Below are 21,586 nucleotides of genomic sequence, written 5' to 3'. Positions count from 1 at the left end.
CCTTACCTGCCCAGAAGGTTGAGGAAAAATCGCGAAGTGGTGGGCGAGGGTACGCGCCGACCGTCGCGCAACCCCTGTCGGCCCCGGAAGGCCCCGCGTAGCATGACAGCGATCAGGGCCGCCGAGTCATCCGCCGGCACCGTCGGCGCTCGGTCTCCCGGAACGGCGAGGCGCAGATGAACATGACCATGGACATGATGAAGAACGCCATGTCGACGTCGGAGATGCCGATGCAGGGCGTGGATCCGGCGATGATGCAGGAGACCATCGAGGCGCTGTCGGCGTGTATGCAGGCCTGCGTGATGTGCGCCGATGCCGACGCTGCCGAGAACATGGCCCGGTGCGCCGGGCTGTGCTCCAACTGCGCCGACGTGTGCAACACCATGATGCGGATGATGCTCCGCATGAACGGCTGGGACATGCAGGTGATGTCCTCGATGATGCAGAGCACCGTCATCATGATGCGAGCCTGCTCGGCGGAGTGCCAGATGCACGCCGACATGAGCGAGCACTGCCGCATGTGCGCCATGGCGTGCGATCAGGCGGTCATGGCGATGGAGAAGATGATGGGCTCGATGAGCGGGGCGACGCCGACCTCGGCGTAGTCGCGCTCAGGCGTCGGCGACGCTGAAGCGCTGCCGGCCCCGGGCCAGCACACCGTAGAGGGCGTGGATGGCGACCGGCTCACCCGGCGCCAGCGCGCCCTCGAATCCGTCGTGGTGCCAGACGCGTCGGACAGCCGCTTCCGCGTCATCACCGCCGACGTTGCCGTCGCCCGCCGCGAACTCGACCAGCGTGGCGAACCCGAGCTCATCGATGTCGATCACGATCGCGTCGACCCACTTCGACGCCGTCGTCACGGCGAGCCGCTCCTGCATGGCGTGCAACCCGTGCCCCGGGCGGTCGCTCCGGCACTCCGCCGCGCGCTCGCAGCCGCGCATGCCCATGACCGCGCCCGGGCGGGGCTCGGTGGCGGCGTGCGGCTCGCGGTGCGACATGAGGGCTCCTCGGTGTTCGATTCCGCCACGATACGCTCGGCGGTTCCGGATGTCCCGCAGGGTCGTCATACGCGGAAACACTCGCTAGCGTGGGGCGCATGTTCATCCAGATGTCGATCCACGTGCCGAACCCGGGCCACGAACGCGAAGTGCTCGACGCATTGAACCGGATGCGCTTCGCGGCACTCGGCACACCGGGACTCGACCAGGTAGGTCCCTGGCGCGAGGTCGGCGACGGGCGCATCGTGGGGATCGCCATGTGGGAGTCGCGACGTCACTGGGAGGCGGCCATTCCGATGCTGTCCGACGTGACCAGCGCCGACGATCCCGACGGGCTCTGGTACGCCCAGCCGCCCGAACGCCTCCTGCTCGAGGATGTCGGTGTGCTGCCGCCCGACGGCCTGTTCGACTAAGCGGACAACGAGCGCCGAACCCGGCGCCGAGTCAGTCGAGGAACAGCGTTCGCAGCCGCCTCGTGGTGAACACGAGACCCACCGCGATCATCACGGCGTAGTAGAGGACGTGCCAGAGCATGCCCCAGCCGACGTCGCCCGTGGTGAGTCCGCGCACGAGTTCCACGCCGTGCCAGAGCGGCAGTGCCTGGATGACCTGCTGGAGCCACTCGGGATACACCGTGAGCGGGTAGAAGGTGGCCGAGAACAGGAACATCGGCAGCATCACGAAGTTGATCCAGTCCATCTGCTGGAACGTCTTCATGTAGCTCGTGATCGCCATGCCGAGGCTTGCGAAGCCGAACGCGATGAGGAGCACCGCCGGGAGGGCGAGGAGCGCCCACCACGAGAGGTTGAGGCCGAGCGCCTGCATCACCAGCTGGAACCCGGCAGCGTACAGGGCGCCGCGCAACAGGGCGAGGAGGATCTCGCCGAGGGCGACGTCGAGGGGGCCCAGGGAGGTGGAGAGCATGCCCTCGTACAGCTTCGCGAACTGCATCTTGAAGAACACGTTCCACGTGGAGTCGTAGATCGCGCCGTTCATCGCGGCGACGGCGAGCAGGGCGGGGGCGATGAACGCCGCGTACTCGACCTCGCGCCCGCTCGCGGTGGTGACGGTGCCGACGAGGGTGCCGAGTCCGATGCCCATGGCGAGCAGGTAGAAGATCGGCTCGAAGAAGCCGCTCAGCATGACCAGCCAGTTGGTGCTGCGGGTGGCGCGCCAGCCGCGCAGCATCACGGCACGGGCATTGCCGGCGTAGAGCGAGCGCACCGGGCGGGGCCGGGAGCCCGGCTGGGTGCGATCGTGTTGCGTCACGGTCATCGGCCGAGCCTCCGCACCGCGATGCGCCGGGCCCATACCCAGCCCGCCGCGGCGAGCACGACGAGGTAGGCGACGTGCACGACCGTGAGCCAGATGGGCTCGCCGTAGCCGTAGGAGAACACCCGCGCGAGCTCGGTGCTGTGCCAGAGCGGCGAGACCCACCCGATCCACTGCAGCCACACCGGGAACACCGACAACGGGAAGAACGTGCCCGAGAACAGGGTCATCGGCAGCACGACGAAGCGCATCACCATGGCGAGCTGGCCGGTGTCCTCCTCGAGCGTCGAGGTGTACGCCATCAGCACCGTGCCGAAGGCGAGGCCGCCGAGGAGCCCGGCCACCACCATGAGCGCCGCGATGGCCGACGGCGCGGCGCCGAACAGCACGATGAGCGCGAAGAAGAGCACGAGGTTCACAAGCATGCGGATCGCGACCGAGATGACGATGCCGTCGACGATCTGGGTCGGGCGCAGCGGCGACGCGCTCATGCCCGTGAAGGTCGGGTTCCACTTGTAGCCGAGCATGATCGGGTACGTGAACTCCTCGCTCGACACCGTGATCGCCGCACTCGCGAGCAGGGCGGGCGCGACGAACACGAGGTAGCTGACGCCGCCGACCGCCTGGTCGTCGACGTTCGCGTCCACGATGGTCGCGAGCCCGACGCCGAGGGCGTACAGGTAGACGAGCGGGTTGCCGATGCCGGCGACGACGACCGTGCCGGTGTAGCTCTTCATCACTCGGAATCGGTGCAGCGCCACATACCAGGCGCCCCAACGGCGCGGCCGCCGCCCGGCGGCGATCGCGGCGCGGGTGTCGTCGGCCGCGGCATCCGTCGGCCGGGTCACGAGGGGGCCGTTCGGGTCTCCTCGACCCGCTGAGGCGAGGCCGCTCATTCGATGAGGGTCCGTCCGGTGAGGCGGAGGAACACGTCTTCGAGGCTGGAGCGACGCACGAGGCTCGTGATGGGGTGCAGTCCGGCCTCGGTGATCTTCACCAGTTCGGCTTCGCCGTCGCGGCTGTACACGAGGATGCGGTCGGGCAGAACCTCCATGCGGTCGCCGATGCCCTCGAGTCGCGCGGCGACCTCGCTGTTGCGGTCGCTGCCGAAGCGCACCTCGAGCACCTCGCGCGAGGAGTAGCGACGGATGAGCTCGGCCGGAGACCCTTCGGCCATGATCGCGCCCTTGTCGACCACGACGAGCCGGTCGCAGAGCTGCTCGGCCTCGTCCATGTAGTGGGTGGTGAGCAGCAGCGTGGTGCCCTGCTCCTTGAGCCGGAACAGCCGGTCCCACAGGATGTGGCGCGCCTGCGGGTCGAGACCGGTGGTGGGCTCGTCGAGCAGCAGCACCCGCGGGTCGTTGATGAGCGCACGCGCGATGGTGAGCCGGCGCTTCATACCGCCCGAGAGCGAATCGACCTTGGCCTTGCCCTTGTCTTCGAGCTGCGCGAACGCGAGCAGTTCGTCGGCGCGCTTCGCGACCAGCCGGCCGGGAAGCCCGAAGTACCGGCCGTAGACGAGCAGGTTCTCGCGCACCCGGAGCTCGGTGTCGAGGTTGTCGGCCTGCGGCACCACGCCCAGCTGGGAGCGGATCTCGGGCCCGTAGGCATCGGGGTCGAGCCCGAGGATCGAGAGGTCGCCCGCCGTGCGCGTGGAGACCGCGCCCACCATGCGCATCGTGGTCGACTTGCCGGCACCGTTCGGCCCCAGGAGGCCGAACGACTCCCCCGGCGCGACCTCGAACGAGATGCCGTCGACCGCGGCGAACCCCCCGTAGCGCTTCACGAGGTCTCTGGCGACGATCACTGGTTCCGACACAAGGAATCACGATAGACCCGGCCGCCGACATCCGCCTCCGATCCCGGCGACGGACGGCGGAGCCTCCTACGATGGCGGCATGCAGACTCCTCCACCCGGCATTCGCGTCGCCGACGAGGTGCGCGACGCACTCGAGGCCGGCGCACCCGTGCTCGCCCTCGAGTCCACCATCCTGAGCCATGGCCTGCCGAGCCCGCGCAACCTCGAGGTCGGCCTCGAGTCCGAGGAACAGGTGCGGTCGGCGGGCGTCGTGCCGGCCACCATCGGGGTGATCGACGGCGTCGCCACGGTGGGCCTCTCCCCGGCCGAGATCGAGCGGCTCTGCGCATCCGGGGGTGTCGTGAAGGTGAGCGTCCGCGACCTGCCCATCGCCCGGGCCCAGGGGCTCGACGGTGGCACGACCGTCGCGGCGACCGCGTGGCTCGCGCACCGCGCCGGCATCCGCTTCATGTCGACCGGCGGCCTCGGCGGCGTGCACCGCGGCGCGAGCGAGACGTTCGACGAGTCGGCCGACCTCACGACGCTCGCGACGACGCCGATCACGCTCGTGAGTGCGGGCGTGAAGTCGATCCTCGACATCGGCGCCACGCTCGAGCGCCTCGAGACGCTGAACATCCCGGTCGTGGGCTATCGCACGAACCGGTATCCGGGCTTCTACGTCGCGGACTCCGGATTCGCGCTCGACTACCGCATCGAGAGTCCAGCGGATGCCGCGGCGCTCGCGCGTGCCCGCGACGAGTTCGGGTTGACCGCCGCCGTGCTCGTCGCCAACCCGGTCGACGAGGCGCTGCAGCTCGATCCCGCCTTCCACGACCGCGTACTCGACGAGGCGCTGGCCGCGGCATCCGCTGCCGGCATCTCGGGGCACGACACGACGCCGTTCCTGCTCGACTTCGTGCAGCGCGCGACCGAGGGGCGCAGCCTCGAGGTGAACCTCGAGGTCTACCGCGGCAACGTGGCGCTCGGCGCGGAGATCGCACGTGCCGCCGCCGGCTGACCGAGCCGACCTCGCCGCCGGCGCCGGCGGCCACAGCGTGCTCGCGGTCGTCGGCGACCTCGTCGAGGACATCGTCGTGTGGGTGGGCGAATCCGTGCGCACGGCGACCGATACGGCCGCACAGGTCTTCCGGTCGCGCGGCGGCAGCGCGGCGAACGTGGCAGCGCTCGCGGCCCCCCACGTGCCGACCCGGTTCATCGGCCGGGTGGGGCCGGATGCCGCGGGCGCGGCCCTCGCGGCCGAGCTCGCGTCGCACGGCGTCGACGTGCGCCTCCAGCACGAGGGCCGCACGGGCACGGTCGTGCTCCTCGTCGACCCCGACGGCGAGCGCACGATGTTCCCCGATCGCGCCGCCTCCGCCGAGCTCGTCGGAGTCGACCCCGCCTGGCTCGACGGCGTGGCCTGGTTGCACGCGCCGGCGTACGGGTTCGAGCGGGAGCCCATGCGCGGCGAGCTCATCCGGCTCGCTGGGCTCACCCGCACCGCGGGGGCGCGGGCCTCGCTCGACGCGTCCTCGACGGGTCTCATCGCCGGACTCGGGGTCGAGGTCGCGCTCGACCTCATCCGCGCGTTCGCGCCCGACGTGCTGTTCGCGAACGAGGACGAGGCGGCGCTCCTCGGCCTCACGGGCGGCGGCCCGCTCGCGGCATCCGTCGCCCCCATGGTGGTCGTGAAGCACGGGCCGTTGCCGACCGACGTGATCGTTCGCGGGGAGCTCGCGGTTCGTGTCGACGTGCCGGCGGTGTCGGGCATCCGCGATCTCACGGGCGCGGGTGACGCGTTCACTGCGGGTTACCTCGCGGCCACCCTGCAGGGGGCGGATGTCGCGGCGGCGTGCCGAGCCGGGCACGCGAGCGCGGCATCCGTGCTCACCAGCCCGGGAGCGCGAACGCGCTCGCGTTCGCCGTTTCCTTACAGATAGTCATTTGGTAATCTGAGGGCCGGAACGAAAGGATTCCGAAATGCCCGTCGCGACGATGACCAGCAAAGGCCAGATCACCATGCCCAAGGAAGTGCGGGACGACCTGCATCTCACCGCCGGCTCGAAGGTCATGTTCGTCAAGCTCCCGAACGGGCAGTATCGCGTCGTCCCCCGGACGGGAAGCGTCGAGGACTTCATCGGCCTCCTGCATGATCCCCAGCGCAAGCCGATGACGATCGAGGAGATCAACGACGCCATCGCGGAGGGCGGCGCCCAGAGCGGGATCCGAGGCATGGCGTGATCGGGTCCGGCACGCGGCTGGTCGGGATCGATACGAACGTGATCCTGCGTGCTGTCCTCGATGACGACCCCGTCCAGTCGCCCGAAGCCAAACACCTGTTCCGAGAGCTGACCAGCGAGACGCCCGGCTTCATCACCCAGGTGTCACTCGTCGAGACCTACTGGGTGCTCGCGCGGTCGATCCGGATGCCGCGTACGACCTGCCTCGCGGTCATTCGCGCGCTCGTCGAGACCGAGGTCCTCGAGTTCGACGACGGCGAGAGCGTGGTGCGCGCGCTCACCCTCGCCGAGGAAGGCGCCGACTTCGCGGACGCGCTCATCGAGGGCACGATGGATCTCTTCGGCGTCACCGAGACGGTCACGTTCGATCGCTCGGCCGCCGACCGACTCGGCTGGCGGATCCTCGGCGGCCCGATGCCCATGCAGACCTCAGGCGAATCGCAGACGTCAACTTGAGTTGACACTCGGGTCGTGCGTCAACTACGGTTGACGCCATGGACGACCGAACCCTCCGCACCGCCATCGCGGCGGCCGACGGCGACGACCCGTATCGGGCGCTGCGCGACCTGCACCATGCGCGCATCGAGCTCAACCGCGAGCTCGACCGCGCCGAGGCGATCGCCGTGCGCCGGGCGCGCACCGCCGGTGCAAGCTGGCAACTCATCGCCCTCGCCCTCGAGGTGTCGAAGCAGGCGGTGCACAAGAAGTACGGGCGCGGCTAGGCGGCCTCACCTTCGATGCAGGCCCGGCACGTATGCTGCAAGGCGGCGACGGCGCGGCATCCGGGGCGGATGCGGCATCCGCTCACCGCGCGAAAACAGGAAGAGACCATGAGCGACAGCACCACCCGCAGGCGACGGAGCCCCTTCGCACGCCCCGAGGCGACCCCCGGCCCGCGCGCGACGTTCTCGCAACTGCTCCCCTTCATCTTCGAGCACCGTCCGGTGCTCGTCTGGGTGGCTGTGCTCTCGGTCATCGGCGCGCTCGCGAGCCTCGCCCAACCGCTCCTGGTGAGCCAGGTCATCTCGATCGTCGAGGCCGGTGATCCGCTCGGCTGGATCGTGTGGGGCCTCATCGCGCTCGTCGTGGTGAGCGGGGTCATCTCGGGGTACCAGCACTACCTGCTGCAGCGCACGGGCGAGGGCGTCGTGCTGTCGAGTCGCAAGCGGCTCGTGGCCAAGCTCCTGCGCCTGCCGATCGCCGAGTTCGACACGCGTCGCACGGGCGACCTCGTCTCGCGTGTCGGCAGCGACACCACGATGCTGCGTGCCGTGCTCACGCAGGGACTCGTCGAGGCCATCGGCGGCGCCGTCACGTTCTTCGGCGCGCTCATCGCCATGCTCATCATCGACCCGGTGCTGCTCGGGCTCACGGTGCTCGTCGTCGCGATCGCCATCACGACGGTGACGCTGCTCTCCCGGCGGGTGCGCGAGGCGTCGCACCGGGCGCAGGCGAAGATCGGCGACGTGGCTGCCGCGGTCGAGCGTGCGATCAGCTCGGTGCGCACCATTCGGGCCGCCGGGGCGACCGAGCGCGAGATCAGCGCGGTCGAGGGCGAGGCCGAGGGCGCGTGGGAGGCGGGCGTGAAGGTCGCGAAGATCTCGGCGCTCATCGTGCCGATCGCGGGCATCGCCATGCAGGTCTCGTTCCTCGTGGTGCTCGGCGTCGGCGGCTTCCGGGTCGCGAGCGGGGCCATCACGGTCGCGAACCTCGTGGCGTTCATCCTGTTCCTGTTCATGATGATCCTGCCGCTCGGCCAGGCGTTCGGCGCGATCACCTCGGTCAACCAGGCGCTCGGCGCGCTCGGCCGCATCCAGGAGGTCCTCGACCTGCCCGACGAGGACGCGCACGACCGCGAGCTCGCTCCCCTCGCGCTCGTGGTCGGCGAGGCCAACGCGGGCGCGCTCCCGGATGCTCCGGCCATCGAGTTCGACGACGTGCACTTCTCCTACGCGGTCACCCGGCAGGACCCGGCCGATCCCGCGAACGACTCCCCCGACGAGCACCTCCCCGAGCCGAACGTCACCGAGCGCCAGCCGGTGCTGCGGGGTGTCTCGTTCCAGGTGCCCCGCGGGCAGCGCATCGCACTCGTCGGACCGTCGGGCGCCGGCAAGTCCACGATCCTCGCCCTCATCGAGCGCTTCTACGACCCGAGCGTGGGAACCGTGCGCATGGGCGGACTCGACCTGCGCTCCCTCGACCGCACCCGACTTCGCGCCCAGATCGGCTACGTCGAGCAGGACGCGCCCGTCCTCGCCGGCTCGTTGCGCGACAACCTCAAGCTCGGCAGTCCCGACGCCAGTGATGCGCAGTGCGAGCGGGTGCTGCGCGCGGTGAACCTCGGGGACGTGCTCGATCGCGACCCCGCGGGCCTCGACGCGGCCGTCGGCGAGTCCGGCATCATGCTCTCGGGCGGCGAGCGCCAGCGCCTCGCCATCGCCCGGGCCCTCCTCGCCGCGCCGCCGATCCTCCTCCTCGACGAGTCGACGTCGTCGCTCGACGGCGTCAACGAGCGCATGATGCGCGAGGCGATCGACGCGGTGTCCGAGGGGCGCACGCTCATCGTGATCGCGCACCGCCTCTCGACCGTCGTCGACTCCGACCGGATCTTCGTCATCGACGACGGCCGGGTCATCGGCGACGGCACGCACGGTGAGCTCGTGGCATCCGTCCCGCTGTACCGCGACCTCGCGGCGCATCAGCTGCTCGTCTGAGGCCGCGGCGCATTTCAGGGTCGCCATGAGCGAACCTCAGGGTCTGCTCGGATGGCCGCGCCCGGTGCCCTTCGTAGCGTGGGAATTCGCAACCGCTTCCGGATGCCCCGAGAGCACGCCCCGACCGAAGGACCTGTCATGACCATCGCGACCGTCACCCGCGCCCGCGACCTCAGCCGCCTCGACGAGCTGCCCGTCGACCTCATCGACGACCTGCCGAACGCCGCCGAGCGATCGGCGCCGACCGAGTCGGCCACGTCGTCATCGTCGTCCTCTCGGGCCGGCCTCGGCGACTCGTTCGACCGCATCCAGGCCGGCATCCAGGGCTGGCTTCGCCACTGGGAGCCGCAGCGCCTGCCCGCCTTCACGCCCGTGCGCGACGTCGCGCCCGAGGGTGCGTCAGGCCGCGGCGGCCTGCGCTCCGGCGAGCCGCACGCCGACGGCGCCGTGCGCGTCACCGCCGCGCTCTACGACCCGCCGAACCGCGACGGCGGGCCGCTCAGCTGGTCGCGCAACTGGGCGACCATGGCCGTGCTGCCGCCGGCTCGTGAGGCGGGGCGGCTGTACTACCGCTTCCGCGCAGCCAGCCGGCTCGTGCTCGACGGGCAGGCCTCGCTGAGCCTCGTCTCGACGAGCGTCAACTTCGGTGTCGTCGCGGATGCCGCGAAGGCGAGCCCGTTCCACGCTCCCGGCTTCACCACCCCGGTCGCGCGCCCGCTCGTCGGCGTGCAATGCCGCGAGGACCAGGATGCCGAGTCGTCGCACGTCATCGAGGGCTCGATCACCGTACGCCAGGGCGACACCCCCGCGATGGCGTTCGTGGTCGGCACCGACCTGCTCTTCGAAGACGGCTGGGTGCGCGTGCACGAGGGATCGAGCACGTGGATCGGCCCCGCCGGCCCTGGCGCGAGCGGCACCATCGAGTTCCGCTACGCTCCGGCCGCAATGTTGCGGCTACTCGACCGGCTCGACGAGGGGCACCGGGTCGCCTGAGGCACGCGTGGCCCGACGACGCGCGATTAGACTCGCCGGATGGCGCGTTTCGTCGTCGTCCTGCCGCTCGTCCCGCTCGTGGCGGACGACACGTTCACCGTCGCCCAGTGGCCGCTCCACGTCACGCTCGTCGAGCCGTTCGAGACCGAGGTCGACGTCGACGCGCTGCAGGCCGCCATCGCACCGGTCGCCGCCGACGCGGCGCCGATCACCGCCGACGTCGGGGCGGACGCGATGTTCGGCCCTCGGCGGAACATCCTCGTGTCGCTCATCGACGACGACGGCGCCGCACTCCTCGCCCTCCGCGCCGCCGCGATGGCGGCGCTGCGCGAGCGGGCCATCGACCTCGGCCACACCCGAACCGACTATCGCCCGCACGTGACCGCCAAGCAGCACGGGCGCGTGCACGAGGGCGATCGGCTCGTGTTGGACTCCGTCGCCCTGGTGCGGCTGCGGCCGCCCGAGACCTCGCACCACGGCCGCATCGTCGGATCGTGGCCCTTGGGCGCTGCCCGGCCCGCGTAGCAGCGTCAGCGCCCGGGTCAGATTGCGTCGACCCGCGCCGCGTCGGGCGTCACGTCGGGCGTCGGGTCGTCATCGGGAGCGACGCGCTTCTGCCACGGCCAGCGACCCGTGATCTCGAGCTCGAGCGAGAAGCTCAGGAACGTCCGGATGAGCACGATGATGCCGAGCACCACGACGGACTCGAGCGTCGGGGTGACGGCGACCGTCTTGATGATGTCGGCGGCGACGAGGAGTTCGAGCCCGAGGAGGATCGCCCGCCCGAGAACGCGTCGGAATCGCGTGTACACCGGGCTTCTGCGGCGCAGGCCACGCAGCGCCGCGTCCAGCGAGGCGTACAGCACGCCCACGACGATCGCGACGACGCCGAGCACGTCGATGATCTCGCCGACCCGTTCGATGATCGCGCCGAAGTCCATGCCGCCCCCTCGCGGCACAGGCTAGCGCCGCGACACGCTCGGCGAGGCGCGACCTGCCGGTGATGGGGACCTTCGCGGTTCGTGGCGAATCGACCTGTAGCGGGGTGTTCACGCTGCGACGCCCGTCGGCGCGCTCAGATCGGTCGACGGCGCACCGGATAGCGCAGGTGGAGTACCCGGTCGCCCTGTAGCACCACATCAGGATCCTCCAACAGGTGCTGCGCGTGGACCGACCCGAAGTAGCGCTTGCCGGACCCGAACACGACGGGAACGACGTCCATGCGCACTTCGTCGACCAGGCCCGCGGCGAGCGCCTGGCCACCGACGTCGCCGGCGGCGACCTCGACGATGCGGTCACCCGCAAGCTCCTGCGCCTTGGCCACGGCTGCCTCGACGCCGTCGACGAAGTGGAACGGCGCCGCTGCGTCCCAGCCCTCGGGCTCCGGCCGGTGCGTCACGACGACCACGTGGTCGACCCCGCTCGGAGGTTTCCCGTCCCAGCCGTCCGTCATGTCGAAGACGTGGCGACCGGCGATGGTCACCCCGATCTGGTCCCAGTACGTCCGCGTGTAGTCGTAGGACGTCTGCGACACCTTGAGCACTCCGCTCTCGTCCAACGGGACGTCACCGCTGGTCAACCAGTCGAACAGGGGTCCGGGCTGGTCGTTCTCGTCCGCGATGAAGCCGTCCACCGACATCGAGCTGTACATGACCACCTTGCCCATGGGAATCTCCTCACCTTTGGATGCCCCCAAAATTAGCGCCTCTTCGCGTTCTCAGGATCGGCGGTCTCCAGCACACATCCACGGACCTCGAAGGGCCGGTGGTGCGAACGACGGATGCCGCGGGCCGGCGCACCTTCCCGTGCGCGCCGGCTCGCGGCATCCGTCGTCGACATGCCGGGGCGCGCCCCGCCTCGGCGGAGCGCACCTCGGATGGCGCTAGTCGTCCTGGTGCTGCAGGTGGTAACGCAGGCTCGCCAGCTCGGAGTTCAGGGCCGCGGGAACGCGGTCGCCGAACTGCGCGAAGTACTCCTCGGTGAGCTCGCACTCCGCGAGCCACGTCTCGTGGTCGACCTCGAACAGCTGGTCGAGCGTGTCGTCCGAGATGTCGAGGCCCTCGACGTCGAGCGAGCCCGGCGCGGGCAGCAGGCCGATGGGCGTCTCGACGGCATCCGCCTCGTCTTCGACACGACGGACGATCCACTCGAGCACGCGCGAGTTCTCACCGAACCCGGGCCACAGGAACGAGCCGTCGTGCCCCTTGCGGAACCAGTTGACCTGGAAGATCTTCGGCGCCTTCTCACCGAGGATGCGGCCCATCTTGACCCAGTGACCCCAGTAGTCGGCCATGTTGTAGCCGCAGAACGGGAGCATCGCGAACGGGTCGCGCCGGAGCTCGCCCACCGTGCCCTCGGCCGCGGCGGTCTGCTCCGACGAGATCGTCGCACCCATGAACACGCCGTGCTTCCAACTGCGCGCCTCCGCGACCAGCGGGACGTTCGTTGCGCGACGTCCGCCGAAGAGGATGGCGTCGATCGGCACGCCGTCGTGGGCCTCCCAGTCGTCGGCGATCTGCGGGCACTGGGCGGCAGCGACCGTGAAGCGCGAGTTGGGGTGAGCCGCCGGGCGACCGGATGCCGGCGTCCAGTCGTTGCCCTGCCAGTCGATGAGGTGGCCCGGCACGTCGTCGGTGAGGCCCTCCCACCACACGTCGCCGTCGTCGCGAAGCGCGACATTCGTGAAGATCGTGTTGCCCCACAAGGTCTGCACGGCGGTCGGGTTGGTGGTCTCGCCGGTGCCGGGCGCGACGCCGAAGAAGCCGGCCTCGGGGTTGATCGCGTAGAGGCGGCCGTCGTCGCCGGGGCGCATCCAGGCGATGTCGTCGCCGATGGTCTCGACCTTCCAGCCGGGGATGGTCGGACGCAGCATCGCGAGGTTCGTCTTGCCGCACGCCGACGGGAATGCTCCGGCCACGTGGTACGCCTTGCCCTCTGGCGACGTGATCTTGATGAGCAGCATGTGCTCGGCGAGCCAGCCCTCGTCGCGCGCCATCACCGAGGCGATGCGCAGCGCGAACGACTTCTTGGCCAGCAGGGCGTTGCCGCCGTAGCCAGAACCGTACGACCAGATCTCACGCGAGTCGGGGAACTGCACGATGTACTTCGTCTCGTTGCAGGGCCACTCGACGTCGGTGCGCCGATGGCCGACGCCGTCGACGAGCGGATAGCCGACCGAGTGCACGGTGTGCACCCACGGCTCGCCGGCCTCGATGAGGCGGTACACCGCGTCGCCCATGCGGGTCATGATGCCCATCGAGAGCACGACGTACGGCGAGTCGGTGATCTCCACGCCGAGCTGCGAGATGTGGCCGCCGAGCGGGCCCATCGAGAACGGCACGACGTACATCGTGCGGCCCTTCATCGAGCCGTCGAACACGTGGGTGAGCTCCTCGCGCATCGCGTGGGGGTCGCGCCAGTTGTTCGTGGGGCCGGCGTCCTCCTCGTAGGTGGAGCAGATGAACGTGCGGTCCTCGACGCGGGCGACGTCGCCCGGGTCGGTTCGCGCGAGGAAGCTGTTCGGCCGCCACTCGGGGTTCAGTCTGATGAGCTTGCCCTCGGCGAGCATCTGCTTCGTGATGAGATCGGCCTCCTGCTGGGAGCCGTCGCACCAGACGATCTCGTCGGGCTTGGTCAGGGCCGCGATCTCGTGGACCCACGCGATCAGATCGGGGTCGGTGGTGCCGCGCCGGGTGCCGCCAGCCGCAGCGGAGGCGTCGGTGCCGATCGAGAAGTCGGAGATCGTCATCTTCGTCCCTTTCCAGAGTGCTCGACCACCGGTCGGAGATGTTCACGACCGTGGTCGGAGTGGTCGGTACTTCAAGGATGCGCCTCTTTCACGCAGATGTTGAGCCCTCTCGCGTGTTAAGAACGTGAAAACTTTCGGTATTCTTAAGCCATGAAGGCAGGCACCCCCGACCTGGCGATCCTCGGCCAACGCATCCGACATTTCCGCGGCGAACGCGGTCTCACGCTCGACCAGCTCGGCGAGGCGGTGGGACTCGCCGGCAGCCAGCTTTCCCTCATCGAGAACGGCAAGCGGGAGCCGAAGCTGTCGACGCTCGACGCCCTCGCCCTGGCGCTCGACGTCGGCCTGCCCGAACTCCTCGCCCGCGAGGCGCCGAGTCGTCGTGCGGCACTCGAGCTCGAACTCGGACGCGCACAGGCGAGCCCGCTGTACGCGAGCCTGGGCCTTCCGCCGATCCGACCGGGCCGCGGCATCAGCGACGAGTCGTTGGAGGCGATCGTCGGGCTGCACCGGGAGCTGCAGCGGCGAGCGAGCGAGGCCATCGCGACCCCCGAGGAGGCACGGCGCGCGAACACCGACCTGCGCGAACGCATGCGCGAACAGGCCAACTACCTGCCCGACATCGAGGAGCTTGCCGAAGAGCAGGTGCGGGCGTCGGGCCACCGTACGGGCGCCCTCACCCACCGCGAGGTGAGCGTGATGGCCGAACGGCTCGGGTTCCAGCTGATCTACGTGAACGACCTGCCCGACTCGACCCGCTCCATCACCGACTTCGCCACGGGGCGCATCTACCTGCCGCCAGCGTCGATCCCCGGCGGTCACGGCCTGCGGTCGATGGCGCTGCAGGCCATGGCGCACCGGCTCCTCGGCCACACACCCCCGGCGAGTTATGACGAGTTCCTGTGGCAGCGGCTCGAGATCAACTACTTCGCCGCCGCCTGCCTCATGCCGCAGGAGGCATCCGTCGCATTCCTGCAGGCCGCGAAGAAAGAGCGGCGGCTCGCGATCGAGGACTTCCGCGATGCGTTCGGCGTGACGCACGAGGCCGCCGCGCTGCGGTTCACGAACCTGGCGACGAGCCAGCTCGACATGACCGTGCATTTCCTGCGGGTCGCGGGCGACGGCGCCCTGCTGAAGGGCTACGAGAACGACGGGCTGCCCCTGCCGACCGACGTCACCGGGTCGATCGAGGGCCAGTGGGTGTGCAAGAAGTGGAGCGCGCGCCGCGCCTTCGAGCACACCAACCGCACCACGGAGAACTACCAGTACACCGACACTCCGGCGGGCACCTTCTGGGACGCCACGCAGACCGGGCTGACGGATGCCGCGCAGTTCTCGATCACGGTCGGGGTGCCGTTCAATCAGGCCAAGTGGTTCCGCGGGCGCGAGACCACCGTGCGTGCCGTCTCGACGTGTCCCGACGAGGCGTGCTGCCGCCGCGCCCCCGATGAGCTCGCCGAGCGTTGGGCCGGTCAGGCGTGGCCGAGCGCCCGGCTGCACGCCCACGTGCTCTCGCCGCTGCCGTCGGGCACGTTCCCGGGCGTCGATGACGCCGAGGTGTACCAGTTCCTCGAGGCGCACGCCGACCACTGAGCGCCGGTGACCACGTCACCCTATGAAGTGACAGTTGCATTAGTGTGTGTCACACAGTAGCGTGTGTCGCATGAACGATGACGACCTCACCTCGGGGCACGTGCAGGAGTTGCGCCGCGGCACCGTCGTGCTCGCGTGCCTCGTGCGTCTGCGGACGCCCGACTACGGGTATGCGCTGCTCGAGTCGCTCAACGCGATCGGCATCACCGTCGACGCGAACACCCTCTACCCGTTGCTCCGCCGACTCGAGAAGCAGGGCCTGCTCACGAGCGAGTGGAATACCGACGAGGCGCGTCCGCGCAAGTTCTATCGCACGAGCCCGGCCGGCGAGGACCTCGCCGCCGAATTGACCGCCGACTGGCGCCGCATCGACGACGCCCTCACCCGACTCACGACTGGAGACGAACGATGACCACCCTCGCCGACCGCTACGTCTGGGCTGCCGCCCGCAGCGTCCCCGAGGCGCAACGCCCCGAATTCGAACGCGAGTTGCGCGAGCGCATCGGCGACGCGATCGACGGCCACATCGCGCGAGGCGCCGCGCAGGCCGACGCCGAGCACGCCGCCCTCGCCGAACTCGGCGACCCCTGGCAGCTCGCCGCTCGCTACGTCGACCGCCCATTGCAGCTCATCGGTCCCCGATACTTCCCCACCTGGTGGCGACTGCTGAAGCTGCTGCTCGTCATCGTGGTGCCGATCTCGGCAGCGGGCGTGGCGCTGGGCCAGGTGCTCTCGAACGCGCCGATCGGGGAGATCATCGCAGAGCCGATCACCGTCGGCCTCTCGGTGGCGGTGCACCTCGCCTTCTGGACGACGCTCGTCTTCGCCATCGCCGAGCGCACGCCGTCGAGCGTGCCGATCGCCACGTGGACGCCCGAGCAGCTGCCCCAGATCCGCGACGACGCCCGTGCCGGCCGGATCGGCGATCTGATCGCCTCGGTCGTGTTCCTCGTGGTGTTCGCGGGCGCGATCGTCTGGCAGCAGGCGGGCGCCGTGTTCCGCGACGGCGAGCGCCTGCCGATCCCCGTGCTCGACCCGGCGCTCTGGTCGTTCTGGATCCCGTACTTCCTCGTCCTGCTCGCCCTCGAGGTCGTCTTCGCGGTGCTCATCTACCTCCGCGGGTGGACGTGGACGCTCGCCGGCATCAACGTGCTGCTGAACGTCGCCTTCACCGTGCCGGCACTGTGGCTCTTCGCCACCGGGCAGCTGTTCGCGCCCGAGTTCCTCGAGGCCATCCGATGGCCGTGGGAGGGCGCTGACGTGGTCGCCACGGTCATCGCCATCGTCGTCGTCGGCGCGAGCCTGTGGGACGTCATCGACGGATTCCGCAAGGCCGCTGCCAACCGCGGCGCCCCGGTGGTCGTCGCCGCCTGATCACGGAGTCGGATGTCGCGGCGCCCATGTGTCAGAGCATGGGCGGCGCGGCATCCGCTCGGTCACTTCGGCTGCATGCGGATCGCGCCGTCGAGTCGGATCGTCTCCCCGTTCAGCATCGGGTTCGCGATGATCGAGCGCACGAGCGCCGCGTACTCGGTGGGATGGCCGAGGCGCGACGGATGCGGCACCTGCGCCTCGAGCGAGGTGCGCACGTCGTCGGGCATGCCGGCCATCATCGGCGTCTCGAAGATGCCGGGGGCGATCGTCATGACGCGGATGAGGAGCTTCGACAGGTCTCGCGCGATCGGCAGCGTCATGCCGACCACGCCGCCCTTCGACGCCGAGTAGGCGGCCTGGCCGATCTGCCCGTCGAACGCGGCGACCGAGGCGGTGTTGATGATCACCCCACGTTCGGCCGTCTCGGGCCCGCCGGGAACTCGGCCCCGCACCGGCTCGGTCGCGGCCATGGCCGTGGCCGCGAGCCGGATCACGTTGAAGGTGCCGATGAGGTTCACCCGGATCGTGCGCTCGAACGCGTCGAGGGGCCCCGGTCCGTCGCGCCCGACGGTGCGGTTCGCGGTGACGATGCCGGCGCAGTTCACGGCGACGCGGAGTGGCGCCAGCGCGGATGCCGCGTCCACGGCGGCCTGCACCTGCGCCTCGTCCGCGACATCCGCCCCGACGAAGGTCGCGCGATCGCCGAGCTCGGCCGCGGCCTCCTCGCCGCGGGGGCCGGGCAGGTCGACGAGCACGACGGATGCCCCGCCGTCGAGGAGTGCGCGGGCGGTGGCCTTGCCGAGGCCGGATGCCCCGCCCGTGACGATCGCTGCGGCGCCGTCGAGTTCCATGTGTCTCCTCGTGTCGTCGGGTGGGTCAGAGCCGTTCGATGACGGTGGCGTTGGCCATGCCGCCGCCCTCGCACATCGTCTGCAGGCCGAGACGCCCGCCAGTGGCCTCGAGCTGGTTCACGAGCGTTGTGAGCAGGCGCGTGCCGCTCGATCCGAGCGCGTGGCCGAGCGCGATGGCGCCGCCCCGAGGGTTCAGCTTCGCGGCATCCGCCCCCGTCTCGCGGAGCCATGCGAGCGGCACCGACGCGAACGCCTCGTTGACCTCGTAGGTGTCGATGTCGGCGTGCACGAGCCCGGCGCGGGCGAGCACCTTCTCGGTGGCCGGGATCACGCCGGTGAGCATGTAGAGGGGGTCGTCGCCGACGACCGAGAACGCGCGGAACCGGGCACGTGGCGTGAGGCCCAGCTTCTCGGCAGCCTCGGCGCTCATGATCAGCGCAGCGGAAGCCCCGTCGGTGAGCGGTGACGAATTGCCGGGCGTGACCCGCCAATCGAGCTCGGGGAAGCGCTCGGCGAGCGCGTCGGTGCGGAACGCGGGGTTCAGTCCGGCGAGCGATTCGACCGTCGTGGCCGGTCGGACGGTCTCGTCGACGAGCGAGTCGATGCCCGGCACCGGGACGACCTCGGTCGCGAACGCGCCCGTCTCCCCCGCCACCGAGGCGAGCAGGTGCGAGCGCGCCGAGAACGCGTCGAGCTCCTCACGCGAGAATCCCCACTTCGCCGCGATGAGCTCGGCGGAGACACCCTGGTTCACGAGCCCCTCGGGGTATCGGGCGCGCAGGCGCGAGCCGTAGGGGTCGGCGCCGACCGCGCTCGAGCCGAGCGGCACGCGGCTCATCGACTCGACACCGCATGCGATCACGATGTCGGCGTGCCCGGCGAGCACGGCCTGCGCGGCGAACGTCGCTGCCTGCTGGCTCGATCCGCACTGGCGGTCGATGGTGGTGCCCGGAACGGTCTCGGGGAAACCCGCCGCCAGGACGGCGTTGCGGGTGATGTTGTAGCTCTGCTCGCCGATCTGGCTGACGCATCCGCCGATCACGTCGTCGACGAGCGCCGGATCGAGGTCATTGCGCGTGACGAGGGCGTCGAGGACGCCCGCGAGGAGGTCGACGGGGTGGATGCCCGAGAGGAGGCCTCCGGGCTTGCCTCGTCCCACGGGCGTGCGGATGACGTCGACGATGACGGCTTCGGTGCTCATGCGTTCCAGCCTACGACCCACGCGAGCACCCGTGGATCGAACGGACTGGCTACTCGACCAACGTGGAGACGGGCTCGACGACGCGCTCAAGCACGACCGGCTCGCGCTCGGGGAGCACGACCGGGTGGGTTCCGGCCATCGCCTCGATGACGCGCACCACCTGGCAGCTGTAGCCGTACTCGTTGTCGTACCAGACGTAGAGCACGGCGTCGGTGCCGTCGGCGATGGTGGCGAGTCCGTCGACGATACCGGCACGGTTCGAGCCCACGAAGTCGGTGGAGACCACCTCGGGCGACTCGATGTAGTCGACCTGCTGGCGCAGCGGAGACGTGAGCGACACCTGCCGGAGGTACCGGTTGAGCTCGGCCTTCGAGGAGGGCCGCTCGAGCTGCAGGTTCAGGATCGCCAGCGACACGTCGGGGGTGGGCACCCGGATGGCGCTGCCGGTCAGCTTGCCGGTGAGCTCGGGCAACGCCTTCGCGACGGCCTTGGCGGCGCCGGTCTCGGTGATGACCATGTTCAGCGCGGCGGACCGGCCGCGGCGGTCGCCCTTGTGGAAGTTGTCGATGAGGTTCTGGTCGTTGGTGTACGAGTGCACGGTCTCGACGTGCCCCCGCACGACGCCGTAGGCGTCGTTGACGGCCTTGAGCACGGGCGTGATGGCGTTCGTCGTGCACGAGGCGGCCGAGAGGATGCGGTCGTCGTCGGTGATGTCGCCGTGGTTGATGCCGTGCACGATGTTCTTCAGCGGGCCCTTGCCGGGCGCGGTGAGCAGCACCCGTGAAACGCCCTTCGCGCGCAGGTGCTGGCCGAGGCCCTCCTCGTCGCGCCAGCGGCCGGTGTTGTCGACCACGATCGCGTCGTCGATGCCGTAGGCCGTGTAGTCGACCGATGCCGGGTCGTTCGAGTAGATGACCTGGATGAGCGTGCCGTTGGCGAGGATCGTGTTCGCCTGCTCATCGACCTCGATGGTGCCGGCGAACGGGCCGTGCACCGAGTCGCGGCGGAGCAGGCTCGCCCGCTTCACGAGGTCGTTCTCAGCGCCCTTGCGCACGACGATGGCGCGAAGTCGCAGGCCCTCTCCGTGGCCGGCGTGCGCGATGAGGATACGCGCGAGCAGCCGGCCGATGCGTCCGAAGCCGTAGAGCACGACGTCGGTGCCCTGCGTGGGTTCGGCCTCGGGGTCGACGAGGACCGGCGCGAGCTCGCTGCGGAGGAAGTCGACCAGGGGAACCTGCTCGCCCGACGCGCGGTAGCGAGCGACGAGGCGGGCCACGTCGACGGAGGCCGGCCCCGGGGCGAGTTCGCGGAGCGCCTCGAGCACGCGCATCGTGTCGTCGACGGGGAGCTCCTCGTCGCCGGCCTGACGCGCGAACCGGTGCGCCTTCAGCAGTTCGATCGCCGAGCGGTTGATCAGTCGCCGGCCGTGGATCGAGGTCACCACTCCGTGCTCTCGGTAGAGGCCGCCGATGAGCGGGATCATCCGCTCGGCCAGCGCCTCTCGGGCGATCCATTCCTCGCGTCGGGCGTCGAACTCGTGGGTCACGTGGTTCCTCCTCGACCGAGCGCGCCTGGCGTCTTCGGCCTCGATTGGCTGTGGGGGATGCTTCGATTGTACGGAATGCTCGATGCCGTCGCGGGTATGCCGTGTTGCAGGCCCGAACAGTGCCATTCTATTATCGAACATTCAGTTCCATAATTGATCCGTCCGAAAGGGATCGATGATCATCGACGAGGAGCGCGCGGTCACGGCGGCGACGCCTCCGGAGAAGGGACCGTACTCGCAGACCCTCTCCCGCGGCATCCGGATCCTCGAGGTGCTGGCCGAAGCCGACGGACCGCTCACGATCGCGGAGCTCGCCGCCGCCATGGGCGTGCACCGTTCGATCGTCTACCGACTTCTGCGCACCCTCGAGGACCACGGACTCGTCGGACGCACGGCGGCCGGTGGCATCGAGCTCGGAGCACGGCTCGCCGCGCTCGCCCGCAGTGTGTCCCGCGACCTCCAGTCGGCCGCGCTCCCCGAGCTGACCGCCGTCGCGAACGACCTCGGCATGACCGCGTTCGTGGGCATCTTCGATCACGGCGAGGTCGTGACCCTCGTGAGCGTCGAGCCCCGTCATGCGCACGCGACGGTCGCCCAACGACCGGGCACTCGGCATTCGCTCGCGGTCGGCGCCCCCGGAGTCGCGATCCAGACCCTGCTCACGCGCGACCAACGCCGGCGGGCACTTCCTCCCGGGGTGGAGCTCGAACTCGCCGACGACCGCGTCACCGAGGCGCACGAACGCGGCTACGCGGTGAGCCGCGACGAGGTCATTCCCGGCATGGCATCGGTCGCCGTGCCGCTCGCCGTTCCCGGCCAGCCGCTCGCCGCCCTGGCCGTCGTGTACATCGGAATGCCGGCCGAGCTCGACACGATCGGCGCGCGGCTCGACCGTGCCGCCCATGCGGTGCGCGCCGAGTTGAGCTGAGGCAGCCCGCCGACGCGGCCGATCCGCAGCACGGCGCCCATAGCGGAGAGTCGACACGCCACGCAAGCGGTTGTACAGACCGGGGTTTCCGTGGTCGAGTGGCCCCATGATCCCGGCCTGCGAACCCGCAGGACGAAGGGTCATCCGTGGAAGGGAAGATCCGTGAACATCCTCCTGATCATCGTCGCCATCATCGCCGTCATCCTGCTCTTCACGGGCGGGTTCGTCGAGTCGCTCAACTTCCTGTTGTGGGTCGGCATCATCCTGCTCGTCATCGCGGTCATCGTGTGGCTGGTGCGGATGATGTCGGGAAGTCGTCGCGTCTGAAAC

General features: G+C 70.0%; 25 protein-coding genes. 15 read left to right on the top strand and 10 right to left on the bottom strand.

The features are described from left to right. The first annotated feature begins 176 nt into the window (after positions 1-176). Positions 177-605 (top strand): aldehyde dehydrogenase, encoded by a 429-nt coding sequence (locus tag AB0K73_RS10985; RefSeq protein WP_360512637.1) that lies wholly within the window; start codon positions 177-179, stop codon positions 603-605. 6 nt (positions 606-611) lie between these two features. Here the strand turns inward: AB0K73_RS10985 and AB0K73_RS10980 are convergent, their stop codons facing one another. Then, a complete protein-coding gene (locus AB0K73_RS10980; RefSeq protein ID WP_360512639.1) occupies positions 612-998 on the bottom strand; it encodes a hypothetical protein in 387 nt (128 codons plus the stop codon). Positions 999-1,096: 98 nt separating this feature from the next. Between AB0K73_RS10980 and AB0K73_RS10975 the strand changes: the two genes are divergently transcribed. Continuing rightward, complete coding sequence (locus AB0K73_RS10975) at positions 1,097-1,411, top strand: hypothetical protein (RefSeq protein ID WP_360512641.1); 315 nt, start codon at positions 1,097-1,099, stop codon at positions 1,409-1,411. A 31-nt stretch (positions 1,412-1,442) separates the two neighbouring features. Here AB0K73_RS10975 and AB0K73_RS10970 read toward each other — a convergent pair whose 3' ends face one another. Genes AB0K73_RS10970 through AB0K73_RS10960 form a run of 3 tightly spaced genes read right to left on the bottom strand, consistent with a single transcriptional unit; the run spans position 1,443 to position 4,089 of the window. Further along, on the bottom strand, positions 1,443-2,273 hold the full coding sequence (locus AB0K73_RS10970; protein ID WP_360512643.1) for an ABC transporter permease: 831 nt from the start codon (positions 2,271-2,273) through the stop codon (positions 1,443-1,445). Continuing rightward, positions 2,270-3,166: an ABC transporter permease gene (locus tag AB0K73_RS10965; protein WP_360512645.1), complete on the bottom strand. Its 897-nt coding sequence runs from the start codon at positions 3,164-3,166 to the stop codon at positions 2,270-2,272. The genes AB0K73_RS10970 and AB0K73_RS10965 overlap by 4 nt, the downstream gene beginning before the upstream one ends. Continuing rightward, positions 3,163-4,089: an ATP-binding cassette domain-containing protein gene (locus AB0K73_RS10960; protein ID WP_360512648.1), complete on the bottom strand. Its 927-nt coding sequence runs from the start codon at positions 4,087-4,089 to the stop codon at positions 3,163-3,165. Before AB0K73_RS10960 ends, AB0K73_RS10965 begins: the two co-directional genes overlap by 4 nt. A 79-nt stretch (positions 4,090-4,168) precedes the next feature. On the opposite strand from AB0K73_RS10960, the gene AB0K73_RS10955 reads away from it, so the two are divergent. The 8 genes from AB0K73_RS10955 to AB0K73_RS10920 all read left to right on the top strand — a co-directional run bounded on the left by AB0K73_RS10955 (position 4,169) and on the right by AB0K73_RS10920 (position 10,540). Continuing rightward, positions 4,169-5,086, top strand: coding sequence for a pseudouridine-5'-phosphate glycosidase (locus AB0K73_RS10955; protein WP_360512652.1), 918 nt, complete (start codon positions 4,169-4,171; stop codon positions 5,084-5,086). Then, positions 5,070-6,008: a PfkB family carbohydrate kinase gene (locus AB0K73_RS10950; RefSeq protein ID WP_360512654.1), complete on the top strand. Its 939-nt coding sequence runs from the start codon at positions 5,070-5,072 to the stop codon at positions 6,006-6,008. Before AB0K73_RS10955 ends, AB0K73_RS10950 begins: the two co-directional genes overlap by 17 nt. Before the next feature lie 40 nt (positions 6,009-6,048). Continuing rightward, complete coding sequence (locus AB0K73_RS10945; RefSeq protein WP_360512656.1) at positions 6,049-6,309, top strand: AbrB/MazE/SpoVT family DNA-binding domain-containing protein; 261 nt, start codon at positions 6,049-6,051, stop codon at positions 6,307-6,309. A gap of 38 nt (positions 6,310-6,347) precedes the next feature. Continuing rightward, a complete protein-coding gene (locus tag AB0K73_RS10940) occupies positions 6,348-6,764 on the top strand; it encodes a type II toxin-antitoxin system VapC family toxin (RefSeq protein ID WP_360512658.1) in 417 nt (138 codons plus the stop codon). A 38-nt stretch (positions 6,765-6,802) separates the two neighbouring features. Then, positions 6,803-7,030, top strand: coding sequence for a hypothetical protein (locus AB0K73_RS10935; RefSeq protein ID WP_360512660.1), 228 nt, complete (start codon positions 6,803-6,805; stop codon positions 7,028-7,030). Between the two features lie 108 nt (positions 7,031-7,138). After that, the gene (locus AB0K73_RS10930; protein WP_360512662.1) at positions 7,139-9,022 is read left to right on the top strand and encodes an ABC transporter ATP-binding protein; all 1,884 of its coding nucleotides are present in this window, start codon (positions 7,139-7,141) and stop codon (positions 9,020-9,022) included. Positions 9,023-9,160: 138 nt separating this feature from the next. Further along, on the top strand, positions 9,161-10,015 hold the full coding sequence (locus AB0K73_RS10925) for a hypothetical protein (RefSeq protein ID WP_360512664.1): 855 nt from the start codon (positions 9,161-9,163) through the stop codon (positions 10,013-10,015). A 39-nt stretch (positions 10,016-10,054) separates the two neighbouring features. Further along, positions 10,055-10,540: a 2'-5' RNA ligase family protein gene (locus AB0K73_RS10920; protein WP_360512666.1), complete on the top strand. Its 486-nt coding sequence runs from the start codon at positions 10,055-10,057 to the stop codon at positions 10,538-10,540. A gap of 17 nt (positions 10,541-10,557) precedes the next feature. Here the strand turns inward: AB0K73_RS10920 and AB0K73_RS10915 are convergent, their stop codons facing one another. The 3 genes from AB0K73_RS10915 to AB0K73_RS10905 form a co-directional block, all read right to left on the bottom strand. After that, entirely contained in the window at positions 10,558-10,956 is a 399-nt protein-coding gene (locus tag AB0K73_RS10915) for a DUF1622 domain-containing protein (protein ID WP_360512668.1), read from the bottom strand. Between the two features lie 134 nt (positions 10,957-11,090). Further along, on the bottom strand, positions 11,091-11,681 hold the full coding sequence (locus AB0K73_RS10910; RefSeq protein ID WP_360512670.1) for a dihydrofolate reductase family protein: 591 nt from the start codon (positions 11,679-11,681) through the stop codon (positions 11,091-11,093). Between the two features lie 216 nt (positions 11,682-11,897). After that, complete coding sequence (locus tag AB0K73_RS10905; protein ID WP_360512672.1) at positions 11,898-13,763, bottom strand: phosphoenolpyruvate carboxykinase (GTP); 1,866 nt, start codon at positions 13,761-13,763, stop codon at positions 11,898-11,900. A 150-nt stretch (positions 13,764-13,913) separates the two neighbouring features. Between AB0K73_RS10905 and AB0K73_RS10900 the strand changes: the two genes are divergently transcribed. The 3 genes from AB0K73_RS10900 to AB0K73_RS10890 all read left to right on the top strand — a co-directional run bounded on the left by AB0K73_RS10900 (position 13,914) and on the right by AB0K73_RS10890 (position 16,730). After that, positions 13,914-15,356, top strand: coding sequence for a helix-turn-helix domain-containing protein (locus AB0K73_RS10900; RefSeq protein ID WP_360512674.1), 1,443 nt, complete (start codon positions 13,914-13,916; stop codon positions 15,354-15,356). Positions 15,357-15,426: 70 nt separating this feature from the next. Continuing rightward, a complete protein-coding gene (locus AB0K73_RS10895; RefSeq protein ID WP_360512676.1) occupies positions 15,427-15,768 on the top strand; it encodes a helix-turn-helix transcriptional regulator in 342 nt (113 codons plus the stop codon). Next, the gene (locus AB0K73_RS10890) at positions 15,765-16,730 is read left to right on the top strand and encodes a hypothetical protein (protein WP_360512678.1); all 966 of its coding nucleotides are present in this window, start codon (positions 15,765-15,767) and stop codon (positions 16,728-16,730) included. Before AB0K73_RS10895 ends, AB0K73_RS10890 begins: the two co-directional genes overlap by 4 nt. A 62-nt stretch (positions 16,731-16,792) precedes the next feature. Here the strand turns inward: AB0K73_RS10890 and AB0K73_RS10885 are convergent, their stop codons facing one another. Genes AB0K73_RS10885 through AB0K73_RS10875 form a run of 3 tightly spaced genes read right to left on the bottom strand, consistent with a single transcriptional unit; the run spans position 16,793 to position 20,328 of the window. After that, entirely contained in the window at positions 16,793-17,581 is a 789-nt protein-coding gene (locus AB0K73_RS10885) for an SDR family NAD(P)-dependent oxidoreductase (RefSeq protein WP_360512680.1), read from the bottom strand. Between the two features lie 25 nt (positions 17,582-17,606). Continuing rightward, positions 17,607-18,782 carry a thiolase family protein gene (locus AB0K73_RS10880; RefSeq protein ID WP_360512682.1) on the bottom strand — a complete coding sequence of 392 codons (1,176 nt, stop codon included), beginning with the start codon at positions 18,780-18,782 and terminating at the stop codon, positions 17,607-17,609. Positions 18,783-18,831: 49 nt separating this feature from the next. Beyond that, positions 18,832-20,328: a glyceraldehyde-3-phosphate dehydrogenase gene (locus tag AB0K73_RS10875; RefSeq protein WP_360512684.1), complete on the bottom strand. Its 1,497-nt coding sequence runs from the start codon at positions 20,326-20,328 to the stop codon at positions 18,832-18,834. Positions 20,329-20,503: 175 nt separating this feature from the next. Between AB0K73_RS10875 and AB0K73_RS10870 the strand changes: the two genes are divergently transcribed. Further along, positions 20,504-21,256: an IclR family transcriptional regulator gene (locus AB0K73_RS10870; RefSeq protein ID WP_360512687.1), complete on the top strand. Its 753-nt coding sequence runs from the start codon at positions 20,504-20,506 to the stop codon at positions 21,254-21,256. Positions 21,257-21,418: 162 nt separating this feature from the next. Continuing rightward, positions 21,419-21,583, top strand: a complete 165-nt coding sequence (locus AB0K73_RS10865) for a hypothetical protein (protein ID WP_360512689.1) — start codon at positions 21,419-21,421, stop codon at positions 21,581-21,583. Positions 21,584-21,586: the final 3 nt, after the last annotated feature.

The sequence above is a fragment of the Agromyces sp. NPDC052230 genome (assembly GCF_040679595.1).
Lineage (GTDB): Bacteria > Actinomycetota > Actinomycetes > Actinomycetales > Microbacteriaceae > Agromyces.
The sequence above is the reverse complement of the archived record's forward strand: the minus strand, read 5'-3'. Positions and strand labels throughout refer to the sequence as shown.